This is a genomic window from Lysobacter sp. CFH 32150 (assembly GCF_022758295.1).
Taxonomy (GTDB): Bacteria; Pseudomonadota; Gammaproteobacteria; order Xanthomonadales; family Xanthomonadaceae; genus CFH-32150.
The window spans coordinates 15,343-35,553 of the sequence record NZ_JALDWJ010000013.1; the positions used below are offsets into that span (position 1 = coordinate 15,343).

General features: G+C 64.8%; 24 protein-coding genes and 5 tRNA genes. 20 read left to right on the top strand and 9 right to left on the bottom strand.

Annotation, left to right across the window (positions count from 1 at the left end; translation table 11 throughout):
* Positions 1-279 precede the first annotated feature (279 nt).
* The 3 genes from MO486_RS16005 to MO486_RS16015 are packed head-to-tail and all read right to left on the bottom strand — an operon-like array spanning position 280 to position 2,293.
* The gene (locus MO486_RS16005; protein WP_242910366.1) at positions 280-1,044 is read right to left on the bottom strand and encodes a sterol desaturase family protein; all 765 of its coding nucleotides are present in this window, start codon (positions 1,042-1,044) and stop codon (positions 280-282) included.
* Positions 1,044-1,865 (bottom strand): DUF2145 domain-containing protein, encoded by an 822-nt coding sequence (locus tag MO486_RS16010; protein ID WP_242910375.1) that lies wholly within the window; start codon positions 1,863-1,865, stop codon positions 1,044-1,046. The genes MO486_RS16005 and MO486_RS16010 overlap by 1 nt, the downstream gene beginning before the upstream one ends.
* Complete coding sequence (locus MO486_RS16015) at positions 1,862-2,293, bottom strand: hypothetical protein (RefSeq protein ID WP_242910389.1); 432 nt, start codon at positions 2,291-2,293, stop codon at positions 1,862-1,864. Before MO486_RS16015 ends, MO486_RS16010 begins: the two co-directional genes overlap by 4 nt.
* Positions 2,294-2,416: 123 nt before the next feature.
* Between MO486_RS16015 and MO486_RS16020 the strand changes: the two genes are divergently transcribed.
* Positions 2,417-3,148: a helix-turn-helix transcriptional regulator gene (locus MO486_RS16020; protein ID WP_242910391.1), complete on the top strand. Its 732-nt coding sequence runs from the start codon at positions 2,417-2,419 to the stop codon at positions 3,146-3,148.
* 4 nt (positions 3,149-3,152) lie between these two features.
* On the opposite strand, the gene ppk2 is transcribed toward MO486_RS16020, so the two are convergent.
* The 6 genes from ppk2 to hemA are packed head-to-tail and all read right to left on the bottom strand — an operon-like array spanning position 3,153 to position 7,697.
* Entirely contained in the window at positions 3,153-3,932 is a 780-nt protein-coding gene (gene ppk2, locus MO486_RS16025) for a polyphosphate kinase 2 (RefSeq protein WP_242910492.1), read from the bottom strand.
* Positions 3,929-4,288: a helix-turn-helix domain-containing protein gene (locus MO486_RS16030; RefSeq protein ID WP_242910494.1), complete on the bottom strand. Its 360-nt coding sequence runs from the start codon at positions 4,286-4,288 to the stop codon at positions 3,929-3,931. Before MO486_RS16030 ends, ppk2 begins: the two co-directional genes overlap by 4 nt.
* Positions 4,289-4,291: 3 nt before the next feature.
* Positions 4,292-4,810, bottom strand: a complete 519-nt coding sequence (moaB, locus tag MO486_RS16035) for a molybdenum cofactor biosynthesis protein B (protein WP_242910516.1) — start codon at positions 4,808-4,810, stop codon at positions 4,292-4,294.
* 52 nt (positions 4,811-4,862) lie between these two features.
* Positions 4,863-5,309, bottom strand: a complete 447-nt coding sequence (locus MO486_RS16040; protein WP_242910518.1) for a GNAT family N-acetyltransferase — start codon at positions 5,307-5,309, stop codon at positions 4,863-4,865.
* A 37-nt stretch (positions 5,310-5,346) separates the two neighbouring features.
* Positions 5,347-6,432 (bottom strand): peptide chain release factor 1, encoded by a 1,086-nt coding sequence (gene prfA / locus MO486_RS16045; protein WP_242910540.1) that lies wholly within the window; start codon positions 6,430-6,432, stop codon positions 5,347-5,349.
* Positions 6,429-7,697 (bottom strand): glutamyl-tRNA reductase, encoded by a 1,269-nt coding sequence (gene hemA / locus MO486_RS16050; RefSeq protein ID WP_242910549.1) that lies wholly within the window; start codon positions 7,695-7,697, stop codon positions 6,429-6,431. Before hemA ends, prfA begins: the two co-directional genes overlap by 4 nt.
* Before the next feature lie 84 nt (positions 7,698-7,781).
* Between hemA and MO486_RS16055 the strand changes: the two genes are divergently transcribed.
* From MO486_RS16055 to rplL, 19 genes are all read left to right on the top strand, one after another.
* The gene (locus MO486_RS16055) at positions 7,782-9,455 is read left to right on the top strand and encodes a tetratricopeptide repeat protein (RefSeq protein ID WP_242910556.1); all 1,674 of its coding nucleotides are present in this window, start codon (positions 7,782-7,784) and stop codon (positions 9,453-9,455) included.
* Positions 9,452-10,078, top strand: coding sequence for a lipoprotein insertase outer membrane protein LolB (gene lolB / locus MO486_RS16060; RefSeq protein WP_242910573.1), 627 nt, complete (start codon positions 9,452-9,454; stop codon positions 10,076-10,078). Before MO486_RS16055 ends, lolB begins: the two co-directional genes overlap by 4 nt.
* Positions 10,075-10,992, top strand: coding sequence for a 4-(cytidine 5'-diphospho)-2-C-methyl-D-erythritol kinase (ispE, locus tag MO486_RS16065; RefSeq protein ID WP_242910580.1), 918 nt, complete (start codon positions 10,075-10,077; stop codon positions 10,990-10,992). Before lolB ends, ispE begins: the two co-directional genes overlap by 4 nt.
* Positions 10,955-11,031, top strand: a tRNA-Gln gene (locus MO486_RS16070). Before ispE ends, MO486_RS16070 begins: the two co-directional genes overlap by 38 nt.
* Before the next feature lie 78 nt (positions 11,032-11,109).
* The gene (locus MO486_RS16075) at positions 11,110-12,069 is read left to right on the top strand and encodes a ribose-phosphate diphosphokinase (protein WP_242910610.1); all 960 of its coding nucleotides are present in this window, start codon (positions 11,110-11,112) and stop codon (positions 12,067-12,069) included.
* An 89-nt stretch (positions 12,070-12,158) separates the two neighbouring features.
* On the top strand, positions 12,159-12,830 hold the full coding sequence (locus MO486_RS16080) for a 50S ribosomal protein L25/general stress protein Ctc (protein WP_242910612.1): 672 nt from the start codon (positions 12,159-12,161) through the stop codon (positions 12,828-12,830).
* 48 nt (positions 12,831-12,878) lie between these two features.
* Entirely contained in the window at positions 12,879-13,460 is a 582-nt protein-coding gene (gene pth, locus MO486_RS16085) for an aminoacyl-tRNA hydrolase (protein ID WP_242910628.1), read from the top strand.
* A gap of 80 nt (positions 13,461-13,540) precedes the next feature.
* Positions 13,541-14,632, top strand: a complete 1,092-nt coding sequence (ychF, locus tag MO486_RS16090; RefSeq protein WP_242910667.1) for a redox-regulated ATPase YchF — start codon at positions 13,541-13,543, stop codon at positions 14,630-14,632.
* 38 nt (positions 14,633-14,670) lie between these two features.
* Positions 14,671-14,756 (top strand) — tRNA-Tyr (locus MO486_RS16095).
* 45 nt (positions 14,757-14,801) lie between these two features.
* Positions 14,802-14,875, top strand: a tRNA-Gly gene (locus MO486_RS16100).
* Between the two features lie 48 nt (positions 14,876-14,923).
* Positions 14,924-14,999: transfer RNA gene (locus MO486_RS16105), tRNA-Thr, on the top strand.
* Between the two features lie 58 nt (positions 15,000-15,057).
* A complete protein-coding gene (tuf, locus tag MO486_RS16110) occupies positions 15,058-16,248 on the top strand; it encodes an elongation factor Tu (RefSeq protein ID WP_242910681.1) in 1,191 nt (396 codons plus the stop codon).
* A gap of 120 nt (positions 16,249-16,368) precedes the next feature.
* A tRNA-Trp gene (locus tag MO486_RS16115) sits at positions 16,369-16,444 on the top strand.
* A gap of 37 nt (positions 16,445-16,481) precedes the next feature.
* The gene (gene secE / locus MO486_RS16120; protein ID WP_242910768.1) at positions 16,482-16,862 is read left to right on the top strand and encodes a preprotein translocase subunit SecE; all 381 of its coding nucleotides are present in this window, start codon (positions 16,482-16,484) and stop codon (positions 16,860-16,862) included.
* Positions 16,863-16,876: 14 nt separating this feature from the next.
* Positions 16,877-17,449: a transcription termination/antitermination protein NusG gene (gene nusG, locus MO486_RS16125; protein ID WP_242910703.1), complete on the top strand. Its 573-nt coding sequence runs from the start codon at positions 16,877-16,879 to the stop codon at positions 17,447-17,449.
* Positions 17,450-17,536: 87 nt separating this feature from the next.
* Positions 17,537-17,965, top strand: coding sequence for a 50S ribosomal protein L11 (rplK, locus tag MO486_RS16130; protein WP_242910709.1), 429 nt, complete (start codon positions 17,537-17,539; stop codon positions 17,963-17,965).
* A 3-nt stretch (positions 17,966-17,968) separates the two neighbouring features.
* Positions 17,969-18,661 carry a 50S ribosomal protein L1 gene (gene rplA, locus MO486_RS16135; protein WP_242910718.1) on the top strand — a complete coding sequence of 231 codons (693 nt, stop codon included), beginning with the start codon at positions 17,969-17,971 and terminating at the stop codon, positions 18,659-18,661.
* Between the two features lie 367 nt (positions 18,662-19,028).
* Positions 19,029-19,562 (top strand): 50S ribosomal protein L10, encoded by a 534-nt coding sequence (rplJ, locus tag MO486_RS16140; protein WP_242910726.1) that lies wholly within the window; start codon positions 19,029-19,031, stop codon positions 19,560-19,562.
* Positions 19,563-19,628: 66 nt separating this feature from the next.
* Entirely contained in the window at positions 19,629-19,997 is a 369-nt protein-coding gene (gene rplL, locus MO486_RS16145) for a 50S ribosomal protein L7/L12 (protein WP_242910728.1), read from the top strand.
* Positions 19,998-20,211 lie beyond the last annotated feature (214 nt).

Below are 20,211 nucleotides of genomic sequence, written 5' to 3' on the forward strand. Positions count from 1 at the left end.
GCGCCGGTTGGTCCATCAACTGGCCGCATGGCGACATCGACGATCACCCTCCCTGGAAAATCACCCCAAGAAATATCTGCCCATTTGGGTTCAACGTGTTCGGCAACCCAAACAGGACTAGGGGCGATTACAGCTTGGCCTTCACCGGAGTGTCCCGGTCAGCCAGGGGGTCGACAGGCAGGGGTTGAGGAGCCGTAAAAGCAGAGCCGTCGGGGTGGAATGCGGCTGCTGTCGCTTGGGACGCTGCTTCCGCAAACGCCTGGTCCGTGGCCTTCAGTTTCATTTCAACGTCGATCGGCGACAGGATGCCGTCGCGTGCCGGGGTTCGTCGTCGTGCACGTCTCGATACAAAAGCATGTCCACCAGCTGCTGTTCCTTCGACTCATCGAACCCGCACGTGTGGACGAAGTCCCGCGGGTTTTCATAGGTGCCGAAGAGCATGTCCCACCAGACGATGTCGCCATAGTTGTTGCGGTGCCGGGCGTGCTGGTGATGGATGCGGTGCATCTCCGGCCGCTGGAAGACATAGCCGATCCATCGGGGTGTCCTCACGTTGGTGTGATAGAAAAATTCACCAAGCGCCGTGCAGGTCGTATAGACCACGCCAGCTTCCGGGGAAAGACCGAGCAAGGCGTACACGAGCATGCTGCCGATCAGAGAGTTGACGATCATTTCCCCTGGATGCTTGTAGAAGGACGTGATCACCTCGATCCGTTGCGGGCTGTGATGGATCTGATGGAAGCCCAGCCACAGCCAATGGACTTCGTGCCGCCATCGGTGCCACCAATAGAACACGAACGTGGCGATGAAATACGAGACGAGTCCGCCCACCAGCGGCGAAGCATGCTGCGATAGATGCAGCAGCGACCAGGCCGAGAACCAGCGTTCCCATGTCACCCCGGCGAGCAGGACGACGCCGAGTTGCACGAGGTTGACCAGTACGACCCGCATCGGCCAAGTCCTGACGCGCGCGAGTTTCCAGCCCGGTTTAACGCGTTCAAGCACGAAACAGAAAGCCGCCACCGTAAAGATGAGCCAAAGCATCAGCCGGGTCCCGGCCGTGATTGCAGGCGGCCGTTGCGCCACTCGCGCTGTTGCACCGCGTATCCGCGTGCCTGCAGGTAGTGCAGGATCGAGCGCACCGTGATCACCGGATAGTCGCCCGACAGCCGTGTCCCGACCGGGTGATCGGTGAAAGCGGCATTGGCCGAGAACAGGCCGCCAAGGATGCGTTTGGAATAGGCGATGTGGATGCGGTCGGGCTGGAAGCCGTCGTGCTCTGCGTAAGCGTATGCGCGGCTGCGATCATGCAAGGTGCCGGCTTCCGGCAGGGCGGCCGCCAGTGTTTCCAGCACCCAGGCAGTGGAGTTCTGGTAGTCGCGGCTACCCGGTCGCGCGATGATGTTGTAATGCGGCTGATGCAGCGCATTGCGTGGCAATGCGCGCAGCTGCGAGGCCAGGCGCTGCGCCAGCGCCGGCTGCAACCAGACGATGCGCGCATCCTGGTTGACGAGGTCGTCGGCGAAGAAATTCACCAGGCCTTGTGCGTGCAGCGCCGAACGGTCGGTGCCGCAGGCGTTGAGCAGGTGCAACACCGTCCAGCGGCCGTCGGGATGATCGCGCAAGGCGAAACCGACATGGCTGTACACCAGGCCGTGTTTCGACAGGTCGGTACCGACGCGTGCCACCAGTGCGACCGGCGCGTCGACGTCGTCCAGTGCCGCCACGGTGTGCATCGCGGTTTCAGCCGCGGCCGCAACTTTCGCCGGCGAGACGGCGGCCGCCTCGCAGTTGGCACCAGCGCGTGCCTGCATCGGCAACCAGGCGCATGCAAGCAGTGCGAAGGCTGCTAATGCGCGCCTCACGGCGTGACCTGTCGCGAATGGACATGCACGCGTGCCGACTCGTTGGCGATGAAGCACAGCACTTCGCCGGCCGCACTGAGCAACCAGCCGCTAGCCACTGCGGTTACGCTGATGGCCGTACCGGCGGCGATGCCCAGCTCGCGTACGGTTTCGGCCGCGATGTAGACCACGAACGACGCGCCGACGCCGACGGCCGACACGGTCACCGCGACCGTCTCGCCGCTGGCGGCGACCGAGGCCACCACAAACTTGCCGCCTTCCGACAGGGCGGCGGCCACCGCCGCCGGGACATCGATCGAGGCCGCGAGGCTCGCCTCGGACTGGCGGCTGGCGGCATCGGATTGCACCGCGGCCCATGCGGGTGCGCTGGCCAGCGACAACAGCACGAGCCAGCGTGCTCGGGATCGACCGGGGGCCTTGAGGATCATGTGCCTGCCTTTTATGAAGTTGGGGCAGGGTGTCCAAAGCATCGCGGGGGTTGCAACAATAATCGACAAAGTGCTGGAAATGTGACAATTTAGTATCGTATTTTGATACTTATGGCGATTTCAGTGGAGCTAACCGATGCCCTGAAGCGATCCCTGCGCACGCAGGGACTCACTTATCGCGATCTCGCCATTCGCCTGCGACTGAGCGAGGCGGCGGTGAAACGCATGTTTTCGCTTCGCGCCATGAGCCTGCGGCGGCTGGAACAGGTCTGCGACATCCTCGACATCGGCCTCGGCGAACTTGCTGCCGAAGCTGCACGCGGACGCAATGTGATGGCGAACCTCAGCGAGGCGCAGGAACAGGCGCTGGTCGATGAGCCGGCGTTGCTGCTGGCGCTGTTCCTCACCCTCAATCGTTGGCGCCAGGAAGAGGTGCAGGCGCACTTCGCCTTCACCACCGCACAGTGGACGGCGTTGCTGGTGAAGCTTGATCGGCTCGGCATCATCGAACTGATGCCGGGCAACCGTGGCCGTCCGTTGACCGCGCGTAATTTCCGCTGGCGTGCCGACGGACCGATGGAACGCTACTTTCGCCACACCCTGTTGAGCGACTACTTCGCCGATCCATTCGATGGCGAACAGGATGCGCTGTTGCTGCTCAGCGGCAGCCTCAGCCCCGATGGCATCAAGCAACTGAAGGAACGGTTGGGCGAACTGGCCCGCGAATTCGACGCATTGCTCGCGCGTGATGCCGCCCTGTCCGCACAGGATCGTATGGGCGTGGCCCTGGTGTTGGCGCAGAAGCCGTGGTTGTTGCAGCTGTTCCATCCATACCGGCGCGCGCAGGGCGAATGACGCGTCAGCGGTCGCTGGTGGCCTTGATCGGCTTCAACGCGCCGTAACGTTCCTTCTGCGGCTTGCCCTTGAGCGGCGGGAATTCCAGCTCCGGCGTCGGGCATTCGGTGTCGGGGAGGCGGTCGAGCAGGTTGCGGATCAGACTCAGGCGGCCGCGTTTCTGGTCGTCGAAGTCGACGAGGGTCCACGGCGCATAGGTGGTGTGGGTGGCTTTCAGCATCGCTTCGCGTGCCTGGGTGTACTCGCCGTACTTGCGTCGCGCTTCGACGTCGATGGGCGAGAGTTTCCAGCGTTTGAGCGGATCGGCGAGGCGTTCGCTGAAGCGTTCTTCCTGTTGCGCCTGGTCGCAGCACAGCCAGTACTTGAACAGCAGGATGCCGTCGTCGACCAGCAGCTTCTCGAATGCGGGCGCTGCCTTGAGGAAGGCTTTAACCTCCGCGTCGGTGGCGAAGCCCATGACTTTCTCGACGCCCGCGCGGTTGTACCAGCTGCGGTCGAACAGCACGATTTCGCCGGCAGCGGGCAGATGCGGCACGTAGCGCTGGAAGTACCACTGCGTGGCTTCGCGATCGTTTGGCTTGGGGAGCGCGACGACGCGGCATTGGCGCGGGTTCATGTGCTCGCGGATCGAATCGATCACGCCGCCCTTGCCGGCGGTGTCGCGTCCCTCGAACAGCACCACCACGCGCTTGCCCGTGTGTTGCAGCCAGCGTGCCATCTCCACCAGCTCCAACTGCAGCGCTTGCAGTTGCTGTTCGAATTCCTTGCGCTTGAGCTTGCTCATGCTCTCGCCTTGCGTCGCGCGGGCCTGGGGGCGCTGGTGCCCTGGGCCATGCTGCGCGCGACTTCGAGCAGCGCGCCTTGCTGTTTCGTATTCAGCGCACGATAGGAGGCGAGCAGTTCGTGCTCGCCTTGCGTACGTGCAGGATCGAGCGTGCTGGCGAGTTCGCCCAGCAACGCGCCTGCAGGGACACCGAGCGTGCGTGCCAGTGCGTCGAGCTGGTCCTTGCCGGGCAATTTGTCGCCGGTCAACCACGCCGACACGGTGGCCACGCCGGCGCGGGGAATGGCGGTGGCGAGATCGGCCACGCTCATGCCGCGGGCCTTGGCGAGCAGGCGCAACGTCGATCCAAGTGCCATCGCTTACTCCTTTAGTCGTGGTCGCAGGTTCGCAAGGTTGCAGGGCCTGGTGCGGGCATCGAGTTGGGCATGGATGATCTTTTCCCACGCGGTTCGGCAAGCGGAGGTCGAGCCGGGCAGGGCGAACAGGAACGTGCCGTTTGCCAGTCCGGCGAATGCACGTGATTGCAGGGTGCTGGTGCCGATCTCGTCGAAGCTGATCGCGCGGAACAGCTCGCCAAAGCCCGGCATCTCCTTGTCGAGCAGCGGCAGCAGCGCTTCCGGCGTGGAATCGCGGCCGGTAAAGCCGGTGCCACCGGTGACGAGAATGCCATCGATGGTGCTGTCGGCGATCCATTTCGAGACCAGCGCGCGCAGCTGGTAGCGATCGTCAGGCAGTAATGCGCGGTCGGCGAGGAGATGGCCCGCTGCGGTCAAGGCTTCGACCAGGTAATCGCCCGACGTGTCAGTTGACAGCGTGCGCGTGTCCGACACGGTCAGCACGCACAGGTTCAGCGGAGTGAAGTCGGTGGCGGCGCTCATGCGCGCAGTGTAGGGCGGGTTTTAACCCGCCGCACGGAACCTGGCGTAATGATCACGCCAATGACAGCGAATACCACTGCGTTTCGTCCGCGTGCCAGCCGGCGGCGTGATACAGAGCGCGCGCGGCAGTATTGTCGCGGGTCGTTTCGAGGCTGATGCCGGCGGCGCCGTCATCGCGCGCGTATTGCGCGGCGGCATCGAGCAGCGCACGGGCAACGCCGCTGCGACGCGCCTCATCGGCAACGAACAGATCGTTGAGAATCCAGGTGCGGGCGGTGCGGACCGAGGAAAACATCGGATACAGCTGGGTGAAGCCGGCGGCCACGCCGCCGCGTTCGGCGATGAGCACGACCGACTCGCCGAAGCGCATGCGCGTGCGCAGCCAGTCGCGTGCCCGCACCAGGTCGGCCGGTTGCCCGTAGAAACGACGATAGGCATCAAACAACTCGGCGAGCGCGTCGAGATCCTGTGGTCCGGCGCGGCGGATGGATGTAGTCATATGTGTCTCTTGCTCGTCAAACGTATTGACCGACGGATCAATTGCCAGCTGTCAGGCGCGCCAGTTCGTCGGCCTGGTGCTCGCGCGTCAATCGCTCGACCAGGGCGTCGAGGCTGCCTTCAAGCACATTGGGCAGATCGTAAAGGGTGAGGCCTTCCACGCGATGGTCGGTGATCCGGCCCTGCGGATAGTTGTAGGTGCGGATGCGCTGGCTGCGGTCGCCGCTGCCGACCTGCAGCTTGCGGTCCTGCGCCTGCGCGGCTTCGCGCTTGGCGGTTTCGGCTTCGACCAGCATCGCCTTCAGTCGCTTCATCGCCTTGTCGCGGTTGGCGTGCTGCGAGCGCTCGGTCTGGTTCTCGACCACCACGCCGCTGGGCACGTGGGTAATGCGGATCGCCGATTCGGTCTTGTTGACGTGCTGGCCGCCGGCGCCGGAGGAACGGAAGGTGTCGATGCGCAGGTCGGCCGGGTTGATCTCGATGGCGATGTCGCCGACGTCCTCGGGGATGATCGCCACGGTCGCGGCCGAGGTATGTATTCGGCCCTGCGATTCGGTTTCCGGCACGCGTTGCACCCGATGGGTGCCGGATTCGAATTTCAGCTTGGAATACGCGCCACGGCCTTCGATGCGCGCGACGACTTCCTTGTAGCCGCCGTGTTCGCCCGGACTGGCCGATTCGATCTCGAGCTTCCAGCCCTGGCGTTCGGCGTAGCGCGCGTACATGCGGAACAGGTCGCCAGCGAAGATCGCGGCTTCGTCGCCGCCGGTGCCGGCGCGGACTTCGAGGTAGAGGTTGCCTTCGTCGCGTGGGTCTTTGCGCACCAGGTGCGCCATCAGCTCGACGTCGAGTTCCTCAAGGCGTTGCGTGGCCGCGGCGATTTCCTCCTCGGCCAGTTCGCGCAGCTCCGGATCGGAACGCATCGCTTCGGCCGCGGCGAGGTCGCGGCGTGCCTGCGCTTCTGCGGCGAACGCGGCGGCGAGCGGCTCCAGTTGCGAGAACTCGCGCGAGAACGTGCGGAAGCGCTCGGCATCGCCGATCACGCCGGGGTCGGCGAGTAGGCGTTCGAGTTCCTCGCGGCGCTCGAGCAGCGCTTCGAGTTTGCGGCGCAGGCTGGGGATCATTCGTCTGTTTCGCTCTCGCCGCTGAGCGGTGGGAACAATTTTTCGGTCGCGCGCGCGAGTTCGGCATCGCCGCTGAGCGCGGCTTCGCGCAGTGCCGCGGTCGGGGCGTGCAGCAGGCGGTTGGTCAACGTGTTGGCGAGCAGGTTCAATACTTCCTGCGGATCGCGTCCGCTGGCGAGTTGCTGCCGTGCTTTCGCGAGGGCTTCGTCGCGTGCGCGTTCTCCGTGTGCACGCAGACGCTTGAGCGGGGCGTGGCGGGTAGCGGCGAGGGAAGTCTCGACGAAGCGAGCGGTCTGCAATTCGACGATCGCCTCGGCTTCTTCTGCGGCCTCGCGACGGCTGCGACGGTTATCTTCGATCGCGCGTTCGAGATCGTCGACGGTGTAGAGGAACACGTCTTTGAGTTCGGCGACGTCGGCGGCGATGTCCCGCGGCACGGCGAGGTCGAGCAGCAGCATCGGCCGGTGCTTGCGCTGCGCCAAGGCAGCGGCGACCTGCGGCTTGTGCAGGATCGGTTCGCGGCTGGCGGTGGCGGACAGCACGATGTCGGCCTCAGAGAGGTGGCGATCGAGTTCGGCCAGGGGCAGGGCGACGCCGCCGTGGCGGCTGGCGAGTTCCTGCGCATGGGCGAGGGTGCGGTTGGCGACCAGGAGGCGCTTGACCTTGCCTTCGCTGAGGTGGCGCGCGGCGAGTTCGATGGTTTCGCCGGCGCCGATCAGCAGCACGGTCGAATCATCGAGCCGGGCGAACGATTCCTGCGCCAGTCGCACGGCGGTCGAAGCCACCGACACCGGATTCACGCCGATGCGGGTGTCGGTACGTGCGCGCTTGGCGGTGGCGAAGGCGTGCTGGAACAGGCGATCGAGTTGGGTGCCAAGGGTGCCGGCGTTGCGCGCCGCGGCCCAGGCTTCCTTGACCTGGCCGAGGATCTGCGGCTCGCCCAGCACGAGCGAATCCAGGCCAGTGGCAACGCGGAACAAGTGGCGTACCGCGTCAGCGTCTTCGTGCTTGTACAGGTAGGCGTGCAGGTCGCCGGCATCGGCGGGGTGGGTGGCCAGCCAATCTGCCAGCGCCTGGCCCTCGTCTTCGCTCAGCGCATACAGCTCGGTGCGATTGCAGGTCGACAGCAACGCCACCTCACGCACCTGTGGCAGTGCGCGCAACGACGCCAGCGCACGCGGCAGCGCCTCGGCGCCGAACGCGACGCGTTCGCGCAGGCTGACCGGTGCGGTCTGGTGATTGATGCCGAGTACAAGCAGGCTCATTGGCGCTGGAAAATCATCCGTTCAGTTGCGTGCGCTAAGCTGCAAGCGAGTCAGGCCGCCATTCTACCGGCCCGGTTGCATTCGATGCCCGTCATCCTGCGTTCGTTGTTGCTGTTGTCGTTCATGGTGTCGCTGGCCCTGCCGGCACAGGCGGCCAAGCGTGCAGGCGCCGATACCGCCGAATCGGCGGCGCTGCAAAACACGTTGGCCGGTGAATTCGCCCTCCAGGCCGGGCAGCTGAAGGATGCCGCGCGCTGGTACTTCGAAGCCGCACGTGCGGTCGATGACGCCGGCCTGGCCGAGCGTGCGACCCGGATCGCGCTGTTGGCGAACGACGACGACCGCGCCGCCGATGCGCTGAAACTGTGGCGCCAGCGTGCGCCGCGTTCGCTGGCGATGCGCGCGGCCGAGGCGACCTTGTCGCTGCGCCGCGACCAGGCCGGCCCCGCCCGCCGCGAACTGGAAGCGCTGCTGCGCGACAAGGACGATGACGGCTGGCGCTACGCGCATGTGGCGCTGTATGGCGGTGGCAAGAACCAGAAACTGGCCGGTCGCCTGCTCGGCGAGCTGGTCGAAGCTGGCGCGATTCCCAACCAACTGCAGCCGTGGCTGGCCTTCGGCAGCCTGGCGCAACGGCTGGAGCAACCGCAGCTGGCCGAAACGATGATCGACCAGATCGTCAAGCGCTTCCCCGATGAACCGCGCGTCGCCCTGTTGCACGCCAGCCAACTGCGCGAAGCCGGCAAGAAAGACGAAGCGCGGCGGGTGCTGGCCGGGCTGGAAAATGCTTCGCGCCTCGTCGAAGAGCTGCGCCTGAACGTAGCGGCCGAATACGACGCGCTCGGCGACTACACCACTGCCGCGGGCGTGCTCGCGCGCGGCCCGCAGGATGAGCAGAGTTACACCCTGCGCGCCTCGCTGCTGGCGAAGGCCGAAGACAATGCCGCCCTCGCCAAACTCTATGACGAGCTGCGAGGCGAGTCCGTCCGTCCGGATCCACAGCGGCGCTTGTTACTCGGCCAGGTCGCGGAGTTCCTCAAGCGCCACGCCGAGGCGCTGGACTGGTACCGCAGCGTGCCCGGCGGACCGCAACGCTGGATCGCGCGTCTGCGCGGCGCCAACGTGCTGCACGAACTCAAGCGCGGCACCGAGGCCTACGACGAACTACGCAAACTGCAGGGCGATGCGACTGCAGACGAAGACACGCGCCGCGACGCGTATCTGCTCGAGGCCGAGCTGCGGCACAGGGACGGGGACGACGCGCGGGAACTCGACGTCTTCGCTCGCGGCCTTGCGGCGTATCCGGACGATGGCGCGCTGTTGTATTCGCGCGCACTGGCCTGGGAGCGTCGCGACGACATCGCTCACGCCGAAGCCGATTTCCGCAAGATCCTGGTGGCGGACCCCGACAACGTCAATGCACTCAACGCGCTGGGTTATACGCTCGCCGATCGCACCACGCGCTACGCCGAAGCGTTGGAGCTGATCGCCCGTGCCCGCGCCGCCGAACCCGACAGCGCCGCGATCATCGACAGCTATGGCTGGGTGCTGTATCGGCTCGGCCGCAATGCTGAAGCGCTGGCCGAGCTGCGTCGCGCTTTCACGCTGCAGAAGGATCCCGAGATCGCCGCGCATCTCGGCGAAGTGCTGTGGATGAGTGGTAACAAAGAGGAGGCGCGCAAGTACTTCGACGAGGCGCGCAAGCTCGATCCGGACAATCGTTCGCTCAAGCGCGCACTGGAGAAAACCGGGGCATGAGCCGGCTGCGGGGAACGATCGCCGCGGTCTGCGCGCTGTTGCTGACGGCGTGCGTGGCGCAGCCGGTGCGTGAAGCGTTGCCGCCGATTGCGGGTACGCCGGAAACGCATCAGGCGCAACGGGAAGCGATGTTGGCGGACAAGGCACAGTGGTCGTTGCAGGGCCGGGTCGCGTTGTCGAATGGTCGCGACGGCGGCAGCGGCCGCATCGACTGGCGGCAGGATGGGACCCATTACGACGTCGCGTTGAGTGCGCCCGTGACCCGGCAAAGCTGGCGGTTGAGCGGCGACGAAGCCGGTGCTCAGCTCGAAGGCCTCGAAGGCGGTACCCGCATCGGCCCCGACGCGGCCGAACTGCTGCGCGAGGCGACCCGCTGGGAAATCCCGGTTGCAGCCTTGTCGTCGTGGGCGCGCGGCCTGCGCGCAGACCCACGGCATGGTCCGGCGACCGTGCATTACGCCGCCGACGGCCGTTTGGGCCGTATCGAGCAGGCCGGCTGGGTCATCGATTACAACGGCTGGCAGGCGGATGCGACGGGGATAGAGCTGCCGAACCGGCTGAACGCCAGCAAGGGCGAGGCAAAAGTGAGGCTGATCGTCGACCGCTGGGAGGCGGCGCCATGACGGCCGAGGCTGGTTGGTCGGCTTGGCCGGCTCCGGCGAAGCTCAACCTGTTCCTGCAGATCACCGGCCGCCGGCAGGACGGCTACCACGCTCTACAGACCGTGTTCCGGCTGCTGGAATGGGGCGACACACTACGGCTGCGGATCCGTGAGGATGGCGCCATCGTCCGCCATGGCGCGTCCGCCCCTGGCGTCGCCGAGGTCGATGATTTGGCAGTCCGTGCGGCCAAATTGCTGCAATTTGAAGCCAAAGTGGCATTAGGTGCCGACATCGTCGTCGAAAAACGAATCCCTGCCGGCGGCGGTTTTGGTGGGGGGTCCTCGGATGCAGCCACCGTCCTGGTCGCCTTGAACGCCTTGTGGGGCACGGGCTACGACCCGGATCGGCTGGCCGATCTGGGCCTCCGTCTGGGTGCCGACGTCCCGGTCTTCGTTCGCGGCGACAACGCGTGGGCCGAGGGCGTCGGTGAGCAACTGACCCCGCTCGAGCTCCCGCCGGCCTGGTACGTCCTCGCCGACCCTGGCGTGCACGTGCCAACCGCGGCGTTATTCCAAGCCCCTGAATTGACGCGGAATGCGCCGCCCGCGACAATGTCCGACTTCGTTTCGGGTGCTGTTGGACAGCGTGCAGTGCTCGGCAATGCGTTCGAGCCGGTGCTGCGCCGCCGCGAACCGGCCATTGAGGCCGTGTTCGAAGCGTTGGCGCGGATCGGCACGCCGCGTTTGACCGGGTCGGGCAGCGGCTGCTTCGTCGAATTCGCCAATCGCGAGTCCGCCGAAGCTGCGCTGGCCATGTTGCCTTCTGGTCTCCAGGCCTGGGTGGCGGCGGGTGCGGCGGTATCGCCTCTGCGCGCGGCACTCGAATCGAACCGCCTGCAGGGGCGTCGCCAAGAGGCCCAAGGCACCAGGTTTTGATCCTGGCATTCGTAGGTTCGAATCCTACCGCCCCTGCCAAAACGAATCGCAGGGTTCGCACGCGCTTGTGCGGACCTCCATGAAACCCGCAACGGTCAGAGCGCAGCGGAGAAGACAATGCAAGACGATCGCAACCTGCTTGTCTTCACGGGCAACGCCAACCGGCCCCTGGCCGAAGCGGTGTGCAAGGAACTGGGCATCCGCCTCGGCAAGGCGCAGGTAGGCAAGTTTTCGGACGGCGAGGTCCAGGTCGAGATCGACGAGAACGTGCGCCGGCAGGAAGTGTTCGTGATCCAGCCGACGAACGCGCCGAGTGCGGAAAACCTGGTCGAGCTGCTGGTGCTGATCGACGCGCTCAAGCGCGCATCGGCATCCAGCGTGACCGCGGTGGTGCCTTATTTCGGCTACGCCCGTCAGGATCGCCGCCCCAGGTCGGCACGCGTGCCGATCACCGCGAAAGTGGTGGCGAAGATGTTCGGTTCGGTCGGGGCCGACCGGGTGCTGACCGTGGACCTGCACGCCGACCAGATCCAGGGTTTCTTCGATATCCCGGTCGACAACGTGTACGCCTCGCCGCTGCTGCTCGCCGATATCTGGCGCGCGCACGGCACGGACAACCTGATCGTGGTGTCGCCGGACGTCGGCGGCGTGGTGCGCGCGCGGGCGATCGCGAAGCGCCTCGATGATGCGGAACTCGCGATCATCGACAAACGCCGTCCACGCGCCAACGTCGCCACGGTGATGAACATCATCGGTGACGTCAGCGGCAAGATCTGCGTGCTGGTCGATGACCTCGTCGACACCGCAGGCACCTTGTGCGCGGCGGCTGCAGCGTTGAAGGCGCAGGGCGCGATCAAGGTGGTCGCGTACTGCACCCATCCGGTGCTGTCGGGCGCTGCGCTCGACAACATCAACAAGTCGCAGCTCGACGAGCTGGTGGTGACCGACACCGTCCAACTCTCGGCAGCCGCGAAGGCCTGCAGCAAGATCCGCCAGCTCAGCGTGGCGGAGTTGCTGGCGGAGACGATCCGCCGCATCGCCTTCGGAGAATCCGTCAGTTCGCTGTATGTCGATTGACAGCAGGGACTGACAAACCACTCACCTGGTCGCGGGTGAGTGATATCACCGCCGCGAGGCGGTTCATGCAAGCAAAGCGAGTAACGAAAATGTCCGATCACAACATCACGGCCACCAGCCGCAACGACGAAGGTAAGGGTGCGAGCCGCCGCCTGCGTCGTTCCGCGCAGATCCCGGCCATCGTCTATGGCGGCGACGTCGCCCCGCAAAGCATCCAGCTCGACCACGAGAAGACCTGGGTCGCCAGCCAGAACGAGTGGTTCTACTCCTCGATCCTGTCGCTCGACCTCGACGGCAAGGTGCAGAAGGTGCTGCTGCGTGACATGCAGCGCCATCCGTACAAGCAGCAGATCATGCATCTGGACTTCCAGCGCGTGAACGAGAACCAGGCGATCCGCGTCGCCGTGCAGCTGCACTTCCTCAACGAAGACAAGTCGCCGGCCGGCAAGTCGGCCGAGGTCGTGGTCACCCACGAGCTGACCGAAGTCACCATCAGCTGCCTGCCGAAGGACCTGCCGGAGTTCCTCGAAGTCGACCTGAGCCAGTTGGACGTCGGCACGATCATCCACCTGTCGGAGCTCAAGCTCCCGGCCGGCGTGGAGATCCCTGAGTTGAAGCTGGGCAAGGAGCACGACCTCGCCGTCGTCATTGCCAAGCACGGCAAGGAAGAAGTCGAAGTCGTCGAGGCGCCCGAAGCTGCGGAAGTCCCGGCGGCCAAGGTGGCCAAGAAGGACGAGCCGAAGAAGGACGACAAGAAGTAAACCGCTGCAGGCGCGCCCGCTCGCACGGGCGCGCCACGGTTTTCCGTCATGGCAGGCTTGCGCCTAATTGTCGGACTGGGCAATCCCGGTCTCGAACACGCCCGGACCCGGCACAACGCCGGGTTCCGTTTTGTGGACGTGCTCGCTGAAAAAGCCGGCGCGCGCTTCGGGCTGGAGAGCAAGTTGTTCGGCGAGACCGCGAAGGTCGACGTCGCCGGGCATCAGGTCTGGCTGCTGAAGCCGGCCACGTTCATGAACCTCAGCGGCAAGTCGGTCACGGCTGCCTTGCGCTACTGGAAGATCGAACCGGAAGAGGCGCTGCTGGCGCACGACGAACTGGATCTGCCGCCGGGAACGGCGCGGCTCAAGTTCGACGGTGGCCACGGTGGCCAGAACGGCTTGCGCGACACCATGCGCCTGTTGGGACACGGAAAATTCCACCGCCTGCGCATCGGCATCGGCCATCCGGGGCACAAGGACAAGGTCACGCCGTGGGTGCTGGGCAAGGCCGGGCGCGACGACGAGGCGGCGATCGAACGCGCCATCGATGACGCGATCGGCGTGCTGCCGCTGGCGGTCGCCGGCGATTTCAACGAAGCGATGAAGCGGCTGCATACGCCGCAAACCTGAAGCCCGAGAGCTCGCTCGAAGGGCCGAACAAACTCACATGGAACGGCCAAGGCCGGTCCATCCAGCTGGAGCAAGGCCCCATGGGCATCAAATGCGGCATCGTCGGCCTGCCCAACGTCGGCAAGTCGACCCTGTTCAACGCCCTGACCAAGGCCGGCATCGCCGCGGCCAATTTCCCGTTCTGCACGATCGAACCCAACGTCGGCGTGGTGCCGGTGCCGGATCCGCGCCTGAACGCGCTGGCGGAGATCGTCAAGCCGCAGAAGTGCATCCCGACCGCGGTCGAGTTCGTCGACATCGCGGGCCTGGTGGCTGGCGCGGCCAGCGGCGAAGGGCTGGGCAACAAGTTCCTGGCCCATATCCGCGAGGTGGACGCCATCACCCATGTGGTGCGCTGCTTCGAAAATCCCGACGTTATCCACGTCAACAACAAGATCGACCCGCTCTCGGACATCGACACCATCGACACCGAGTTGGCCCTGGCCGACCTGGATTCGGTCGACAAGGCGCTAAACAAGGCCGAGCGCTCGGCCAAGACCGGCGACAAGGACGCCAAGGCCCGCGCTGAGGTGCTGGGCCGCATCAGCGCCGGCCTCAATGCGGGCAAGTCGGCGCGTTCGCTGGGCCTGTCCGATGATGACAAGGCCGCGGTCCGCGACCTGTTCCTGCTGACCCTGAAGCCGGTGATGTACGTGGCGAACGTGCTCGAGGACGGTTTCGAGAACAACCCGCACCTCGACGCCGTGCGCGCCCGCGCCTCAGGCGAGGGCGCCGAGGTGGTGCCGGTCTCGGCTGCCATCGAGGAAGAGCTGAGCCAGCTCGAAGACGTCGACCGCGATGCCTTCCTGCACGACCTGGGCCTCGACGAGCCAGGCCTGAACCGGGTGATCCGTGCCGCCTACAAGCTCCTGGGCCTGCAGACCTATTTCACCGCCGGCGTGAAGGAAGTCCGCGCCTGGACCGTGAAATCGGGCTCAACCGCCCCGCAGGCCGCGGCGGTGATCCATACCGACTTCGAGAAGGGCTTCATCCGCGCCGAGACCATCGGTTACGACGATTTCATCAAATACAGGGGCGAATCCGGGGCTCGCGACGCCGGCCGGCTGCGCCTGGAAGGCAAGGAATACCGGGTGCAGGAAGGCGACGTGCTCCATTTCCGCTTCAACGTTTGACTTCCCCTCCACCCCACACCAAAATAGCGGGCTCTTTTGGAGGGATACCCAAGCGGCCAACGGGGGCAGACTGTAAATCTGCTGGCTTACGCCTTCGGTGGTTCGAATCCACCTCCCTCCACCAGAAAGTTTTGGCTTCAGAAGTATCCAGCAACACATGGTTCCCGGTGCGGGAGTAGTTCAACGGTAGAACCTCAGCCTTCCAAGCTGATGGTGCGGGTTCGATTCCCGTCTCCCGCTCCATTGAACATCGCGCGACAGGCTCCATTAGTTTCAGACAACCAGTTCATCGCTCACGTAGCTCAGTCGGTAGAGCACCTCCTTGGTAAGGAGGAGGTCGATGGTTCGATTCCATTCGTGAGCACCAGTTTTTAGACAGTACGTTCTTCAGTACGGCCAACCACTAAACCATCCGAGAAGCGACCATGGCAAAGGGTAAGTTCGAGCGCACCAAGCCCCACGTGAACGTGGGCACGATTGGTCACGTTGACCACGGCAAGACGACGCTGACGGCGGCGCTGACGAAGGTGGGCGCGGAGCGGTTTGGTGGTGAGTTCAAGGCGTACGACCAGATCGACGCGGCGCCGGAAGAGAAGGCGCGCGGTATTACGATTTCGACGGCGCACGTGGAATACGAATCGGTGAACCGCCACTACGCGCACGTGGATTGCCCGGGCCACGCCGACTACGTGAAGAACATGATCACGGGTGCGGCGCAGATGGACGGCGCGATCCTGGTGTGTTCGGCCGCGGACGGCCCGATGCCGCAGACGCGCGAGCACATCCTGCTGGCGCGTCAGGTCGGCGTGCCGTACATCGTGGTGTACCTGAACAAGGCGGACATGGTCGACGACGCCGAGCTGCTCGAGCTGGTCGAGATGGAAGTGCGCGAGCTGCTGTCGAAGTACGACTTCCCGGGCGACGACACCCCGATCATCACGGGTTCGGCGCTGAAGGCGCTGGAGAATGACCAGTCGGAGATTGGCGTGCCGTCGATCCTGAAGCTGGTCGAGGCGCTGGACACCTACATCCCGCAGCCGGAGCGTGCGATCGACCGTCCGTTCCTGATGCCGGTGGAAGACGTGTTCTCGATCTCGGGCCGCGGCACCGTGGTGACCGGGCGTATCGAGCGCGGCGTGATCAAGGTGGGCGACGAAATCGAAATCGTCGGTATCCGTCCGACCCAGAAGACGACCGTGACCGGCGTCGAGATGTTCCGCAAGCTGCTGGACCAGGGCCAGGCGGGTGACAACGCCGGCCTGCTGCTGCGCGGCACCAAGCGTGACGACGTGGAGCGTGGCCAGGTGCTGGCCAAGCCCGGTTCGATCACCCCGCACACGGAGTTCGAGGCTGAGGTGTACGTGTTGTCGAAGGACGAGGGCGGCCGTCACACGCCGTTCTTCAAGGGTTACCGCCCGCAGTTCTACTTCCGCACGACGGACATCACCGGTGCCGTGACCCTGCCGGAAGGCGTGGAAATGGTCATGCCGGGCGACAACATCAAGATGGTGGTGGACCTGATCAACCCGGTGGCGATGGACGATGGCCTGCGCTTCGCGATCCGCGAAGGCGGCCGGACCGTCGGCGCGGGCGTCGTCGCCAAGATCCTCAAGTAACTCTGGCGTACGAGCGACTGGGTCGCTCGACATCGGAGAAGGCGACAACAAAGGCGAGTCGGCGACGACTCGCCGTTGCCGTCTAAAGCAAACCCTCATTTGAGGCCGCACAACTTAGATACGCCAGTAGCTCAATTGGCAGAGCAGCGGTCTCCAAAACCGCAGGTTGGGGGTTCGAGTCCCTCCTGGCGTGCCATACACAGACGTGCCTTTAACAGCGTGGGATGGTTGGATTGAACAGCAAGGTCGAACAATCGAAAGCCGCCGGGTCCGCTGGCGACCTCGTCAAGTACGTACTGGCGGTACTGCTGGTCGCGGCGGGCGTGTTCGCCTTCTACTGGTTCGGTCAGTGGCCGGCCGCGCTGCGTGGGCTGGCGGTGATCGGTGGCCTGATCGCCGGTGGCGTGGTCTTCATGACCAGCGCCAAGGGCGCGCAGACCCGTGAGTTCCTCGCCGAATCGCGGTTCGAGCTGCGCAAGGTGGTGTGGCCGACCCGGCAGGAAGCCGGGCGCGCGACGCTCATGATCATCATCGCAGTGACAGTGATCAGCCTGATCCTGGCCGGCTTCGATGTCGTGATCCAGGCGGGCGTGAAGTGGTTGTTGGGTCGTTGATGGAGACTGCAACGTTGGAATCGAACGTCGTCAAACGCTGGTACGTGGTCCACGCCTATTCCGGCTTCGAGAAGTCGGTGGCGCAGGCGCTGCGCGATCGCATCGTGCGCACCGAAATGCAGGACCGCTTCGGCGACGTGCTGGTGCCGACCGAGGAAGTGGTGGAGATGCGCTCCGGCCAGAAGCGCCGTTCCGAGCGCAAGTTCTTCCCCGGCTACGTGCTGGTGCAGATCGCGACCCATGACGAGGGCGGTATTCCGCGCATGGACAACGAGAGCTGGCACCTGGTCAAGGAAACGCCGAAGGTGATGGGCTTCATCGGCGGTACCGCCGACCGCCCGCTGCCGATCCGCGACGAGGAGGCTGCCGCCATCCTCAACCGCGTGCAGGAAGGCGTGGAGAAGCCGAAGCCGAAGGTGCTGTTCGAGCCGGGTGAGATGGTCCGCGTCACCGATGGTCCGTTCAACGACTTCAACGGCGTGGTCGAGGAAGTCAATTACGAGAAGAGCCGCCTGCGCGTCGCAGTGCTGATCTTCGGCCGTTCCACTCCGGTGGAGTTGGAGTTCGGTCAGGTCGAGAAGGCCTGACAAAAAAAGAATTCGCCGGGACGAGTGGTTCGTCCAGGCAAGTAAGCGAGGAGCCGATAAGGCGCCAGCACTCGCAGGAGCAAAGCAATGGCAAAGAAAGTCGTCGGTTACATCAAATTGCAGGTCAAGGCCGGCCAGGCCAATCCGTCGCCGCCGGTGGGCCCAGCCCTCGGCCAGCGCGGCCTGAACATCATGGAATTCTGCAAAGCGTTCAACGCCGCCACGCAGAAGCTGGAGCCGGGTCTGCCGACTCCGGTCATCATCACCGCGTACTCGGACCGTACCTTCACCTTCATCACCAAGAGCACGCCGGCTTCGGTGCTGCTGAAGAAGGCCGCGGGCATCCAGTCCGGTTCCAAACGCCCGAACACCGAGAAGGTGGGCAAGGTCACGCGCAAGCAGCTCGAAGACATCGCCAAGGCGAAGGAAGCCGATCTGACTGCAGCCGATCTGGACGCAGCGGTGAAGACGATTGCGGGCTCGGCCCGTTCCATGGGTCTGGTGGTGGAGGGCTAAGACATGACGACCAAGCGAATCAAAGCTCAGACCAAGATCGAGCCGGGCAAGGCTTACACCATCGATGAAGCCCTGAAGATCATCAAGGACAACAGCAAGGCCAAGTTCGTCGAAGCCGTCGACGTGGCCGTGCGTCTCGGCGTCGACGCCAAGAAGTCCGACCAGCAGGTGCGCGGTTCGACCGTGCTGCCGGCCGGTACCGGCAAGTCGGTGCGCGTGGCGGTGTTCGCCCCGGCCGGCGCCAAGGCTGACGAAGCCATCGCCGCCGGCGCGGAAGCCGTGGGCATGGACGACCTCGCCGAGAAGATGCTCGCGGGCGACCTCAACTACGACGTCGTCATCGCGACGCCGGATGCGATGCGCGTGGTCGGCAAGCTCGGCCAGGTGCTCGGTCCGCGCGGCCTGATGCCGAACCCGAAGGTCGGCACCGTTTCCCCGAACCCGGCGGAAGCAGTGAAGAACGCCAAGGGCGGCCAGGTGCGTTACCGCACCGACAAGGCCGGCATCATCCACTGCACGATCGGCAAGGCCAGCTTCGAAGCCGACGCGCTGAAGAACAACCTGCACGCGCTGCTGCTCGACCTGATCAAGGCCAAGCCGTCGAGCGCGAAGGGCCAGTACCTGCAGAAGATCTCGCTCAGCTCGACCATGGGCCCGGGCGTGATCGTCGACCAGTCGACGCTGACCCTGAAGTAATTCGTTTCAAGCGGGCGACGTTCGCGTCGTCCGCCGCAAGTTTTGAGGGCGTCGCCGAGAGTCGTGTCTGACTCGACGCGATAGCCGTCAAAGACCGCAGGCGCGGTCTGCGCACCACCGACGACGGGCACGGATGCTCGCTTGGCAAGGAGTCGCCGTCGGAGGCAGCGGGATCGCTTAATCCAGCCTCTAGCGAGGCAGGGCCTGCGCAGATGGTGCAGCCCCTCTCTGGAAATTTTCTGGTGATGCCAGATCAGAGAAGGCCACCACCGGGACGTGAGTCTGCGTCCCCGGCACCGAGGGATTGGTGCCGCCCAGGACCGCAAGCGGCAGGAGCCGTGCGCGGAGTTCATTTGGAGGAGTGCTAATGGCTCTCAATCTGTCCCAGAAGCAAGTAGTTGTCGCCGAACTGGCAGACGTTGCCGCGAAGGCCCACTCCTTGGTCGCTGCCGAGTACGCGGGCACCACGGTCAGTCAAATGACCGCGATGCGCAAGAAGGCCCGTGAAACCGGTGTGTACTTGAAAGTCGTCAAGAACACGCTGGCTTCGCGCGCTGTCGGCGGTACCGATTTCGAGGTCGTCAAGGACGCTCTCGTCGGTCCGCTGCTGTACGCGTTCTCGATGGAAGAACCCGGCGCTGCCGGGCGTCTGATCAAGGAATTCGCCAAGGGCAACGACAAGCTCAAGGCCAAGGTCGTGTCGGTGGAAGGCAAGTTGCTGCCTGCCGCGCACGTCGAGGTGTTGGCTTCGCTGCCGACCCGCGACCAGGCCCTGGCCATGCTGGCCCGCGTCCTCGCCGAACCCGCTGCGATGTTCGCCCGTGCCGTCAAGGCCGTGGCCGACAAGCAAGGCGGTGGCGAAGTCGCAGCCGAAGCTGAAGCCCAGGCCGAACCGGCCTAAGTTCGACGCCAGACGTTATCGGTTCGTGCGAACCGCAAACCAATTCAATTTCCAGAGGTAATCAACATGTCCCTTTCCAACGAACAGATCGTCGACGCGATCGCCACCAAGTCGCTGATGGAAGTGATGGACCTGGTCAAGGCCATCGAAGAGAAGTTCGGCGTCTCCGCTGCCGCCCCGGTCGCTGCTGCCGGTCCGGCCGCCGTTGCCGCCCCGGTCGAAGAGCAGACCGAATTCACCGTCGTCCTGAAGGCCGCCGGCGAGAAGAAGGTCGAAGTCATCAAGGCCGTCCGCGCCATCACCGGCCTCGGCCTGAAGGAAGCGAAGGACCTCGTCGAAGCCACCGGCATCGTCAAGGAAGCCGTGTCGAAGGACGACGCTGCCAAGATGAAGAAGGACCTCGAGGCCGCAGGCGCGACCGTCGAAGTGAAGTAAGCAGTATTGCGTCGCCGGGTGTCATCGGCGACCACCTGAGGCTGGGGACGAAAGTCCCCGGCCTTTGGCCGTTCCTGAAGTAGTGTCAAAAAATCCTGAGTTGGCAGTTGGAAGTAGCGGGAGAGGGCGTGCTGGTGCCGGCAATACCAGCGACTCCCAACTGGCAATTTTGTTCCCCCTGGACCGCGGCCACGCGATCCATAGAAAAACCGAG

Coding starts and splice junctions, on each gene's coding strand:
- MO486_RS16040 (WP_242910518.1), bottom strand. CDS start 5,309: ATGACTACATCCATCCGCCGCGCCGGACCACAGGATCTCGACGCGCTC.
- rplL (WP_242910728.1), top strand. CDS start 19,629: ATGTCCCTTTCCAACGAACAGATCGTCGACGCGATCGCCACCAAGTCG.
- ychF (WP_242910667.1), top strand. CDS start 13,541: ATGGGCATCAAATGCGGCATCGTCGGCCTGCCCAACGTCGGCAAGTCG.
- rplK (WP_242910709.1), top strand. CDS start 17,537: ATGGCAAAGAAAGTCGTCGGTTACATCAAATTGCAGGTCAAGGCCGGC.
- lolB (WP_242910573.1), top strand. CDS start 9,452: ATGAGCCGGCTGCGGGGAACGATCGCCGCGGTCTGCGCGCTGTTGCTG.
- MO486_RS16080 (WP_242910612.1), top strand. CDS start 12,159: ATGTCCGATCACAACATCACGGCCACCAGCCGCAACGACGAAGGTAAG.
- ppk2 (WP_242910492.1), bottom strand. CDS start 3,932: ATGAGCAAGCTCAAGCGCAAGGAATTCGAACAGCAACTGCAAGCGCTG.
- moaB (WP_242910516.1), bottom strand. CDS start 4,810: ATGAGCGCCGCCACCGACTTCACTCCGCTGAACCTGTGCGTGCTGACC.
- ispE (WP_242910580.1), top strand. CDS start 10,075: ATGACGGCCGAGGCTGGTTGGTCGGCTTGGCCGGCTCCGGCGAAGCTC.
- MO486_RS16075 (WP_242910610.1), top strand. CDS start 11,110: ATGCAAGACGATCGCAACCTGCTTGTCTTCACGGGCAACGCCAACCGG.
- tuf (WP_242910681.1), top strand. CDS start 15,058: ATGGCAAAGGGTAAGTTCGAGCGCACCAAGCCCCACGTGAACGTGGGC.
- MO486_RS16030 (WP_242910494.1), bottom strand. CDS start 4,288: ATGGCACTTGGATCGACGTTGCGCCTGCTCGCCAAGGCCCGCGGCATG.
- hemA (WP_242910549.1), bottom strand. CDS start 7,697: ATGAGCCTGCTTGTACTCGGCATCAATCACCAGACCGCACCGGTCAGC.
- rplJ (WP_242910726.1), top strand. CDS start 19,029: ATGGCTCTCAATCTGTCCCAGAAGCAAGTAGTTGTCGCCGAACTGGCA.
- pth (WP_242910628.1), top strand. CDS start 12,879: ATGGCAGGCTTGCGCCTAATTGTCGGACTGGGCAATCCCGGTCTCGAA.
- MO486_RS16055 (WP_242910556.1), top strand. CDS start 7,782: ATGCCCGTCATCCTGCGTTCGTTGTTGCTGTTGTCGTTCATGGTGTCG.
- MO486_RS16015 (WP_242910389.1), bottom strand. CDS start 2,293: ATGATCCTCAAGGCCCCCGGTCGATCCCGAGCACGCTGGCTCGTGCTG.
- prfA (WP_242910540.1), bottom strand. CDS start 6,432: ATGATCCCCAGCCTGCGCCGCAAACTCGAAGCGCTGCTCGAGCGCCGC.
- MO486_RS16005 (WP_242910366.1), bottom strand. CDS start 1,044: ATGCTTTGGCTCATCTTTACGGTGGCGGCTTTCTGTTTCGTGCTTGAA.
- rplA (WP_242910718.1), top strand. CDS start 17,969: ATGACGACCAAGCGAATCAAAGCTCAGACCAAGATCGAGCCGGGCAAG.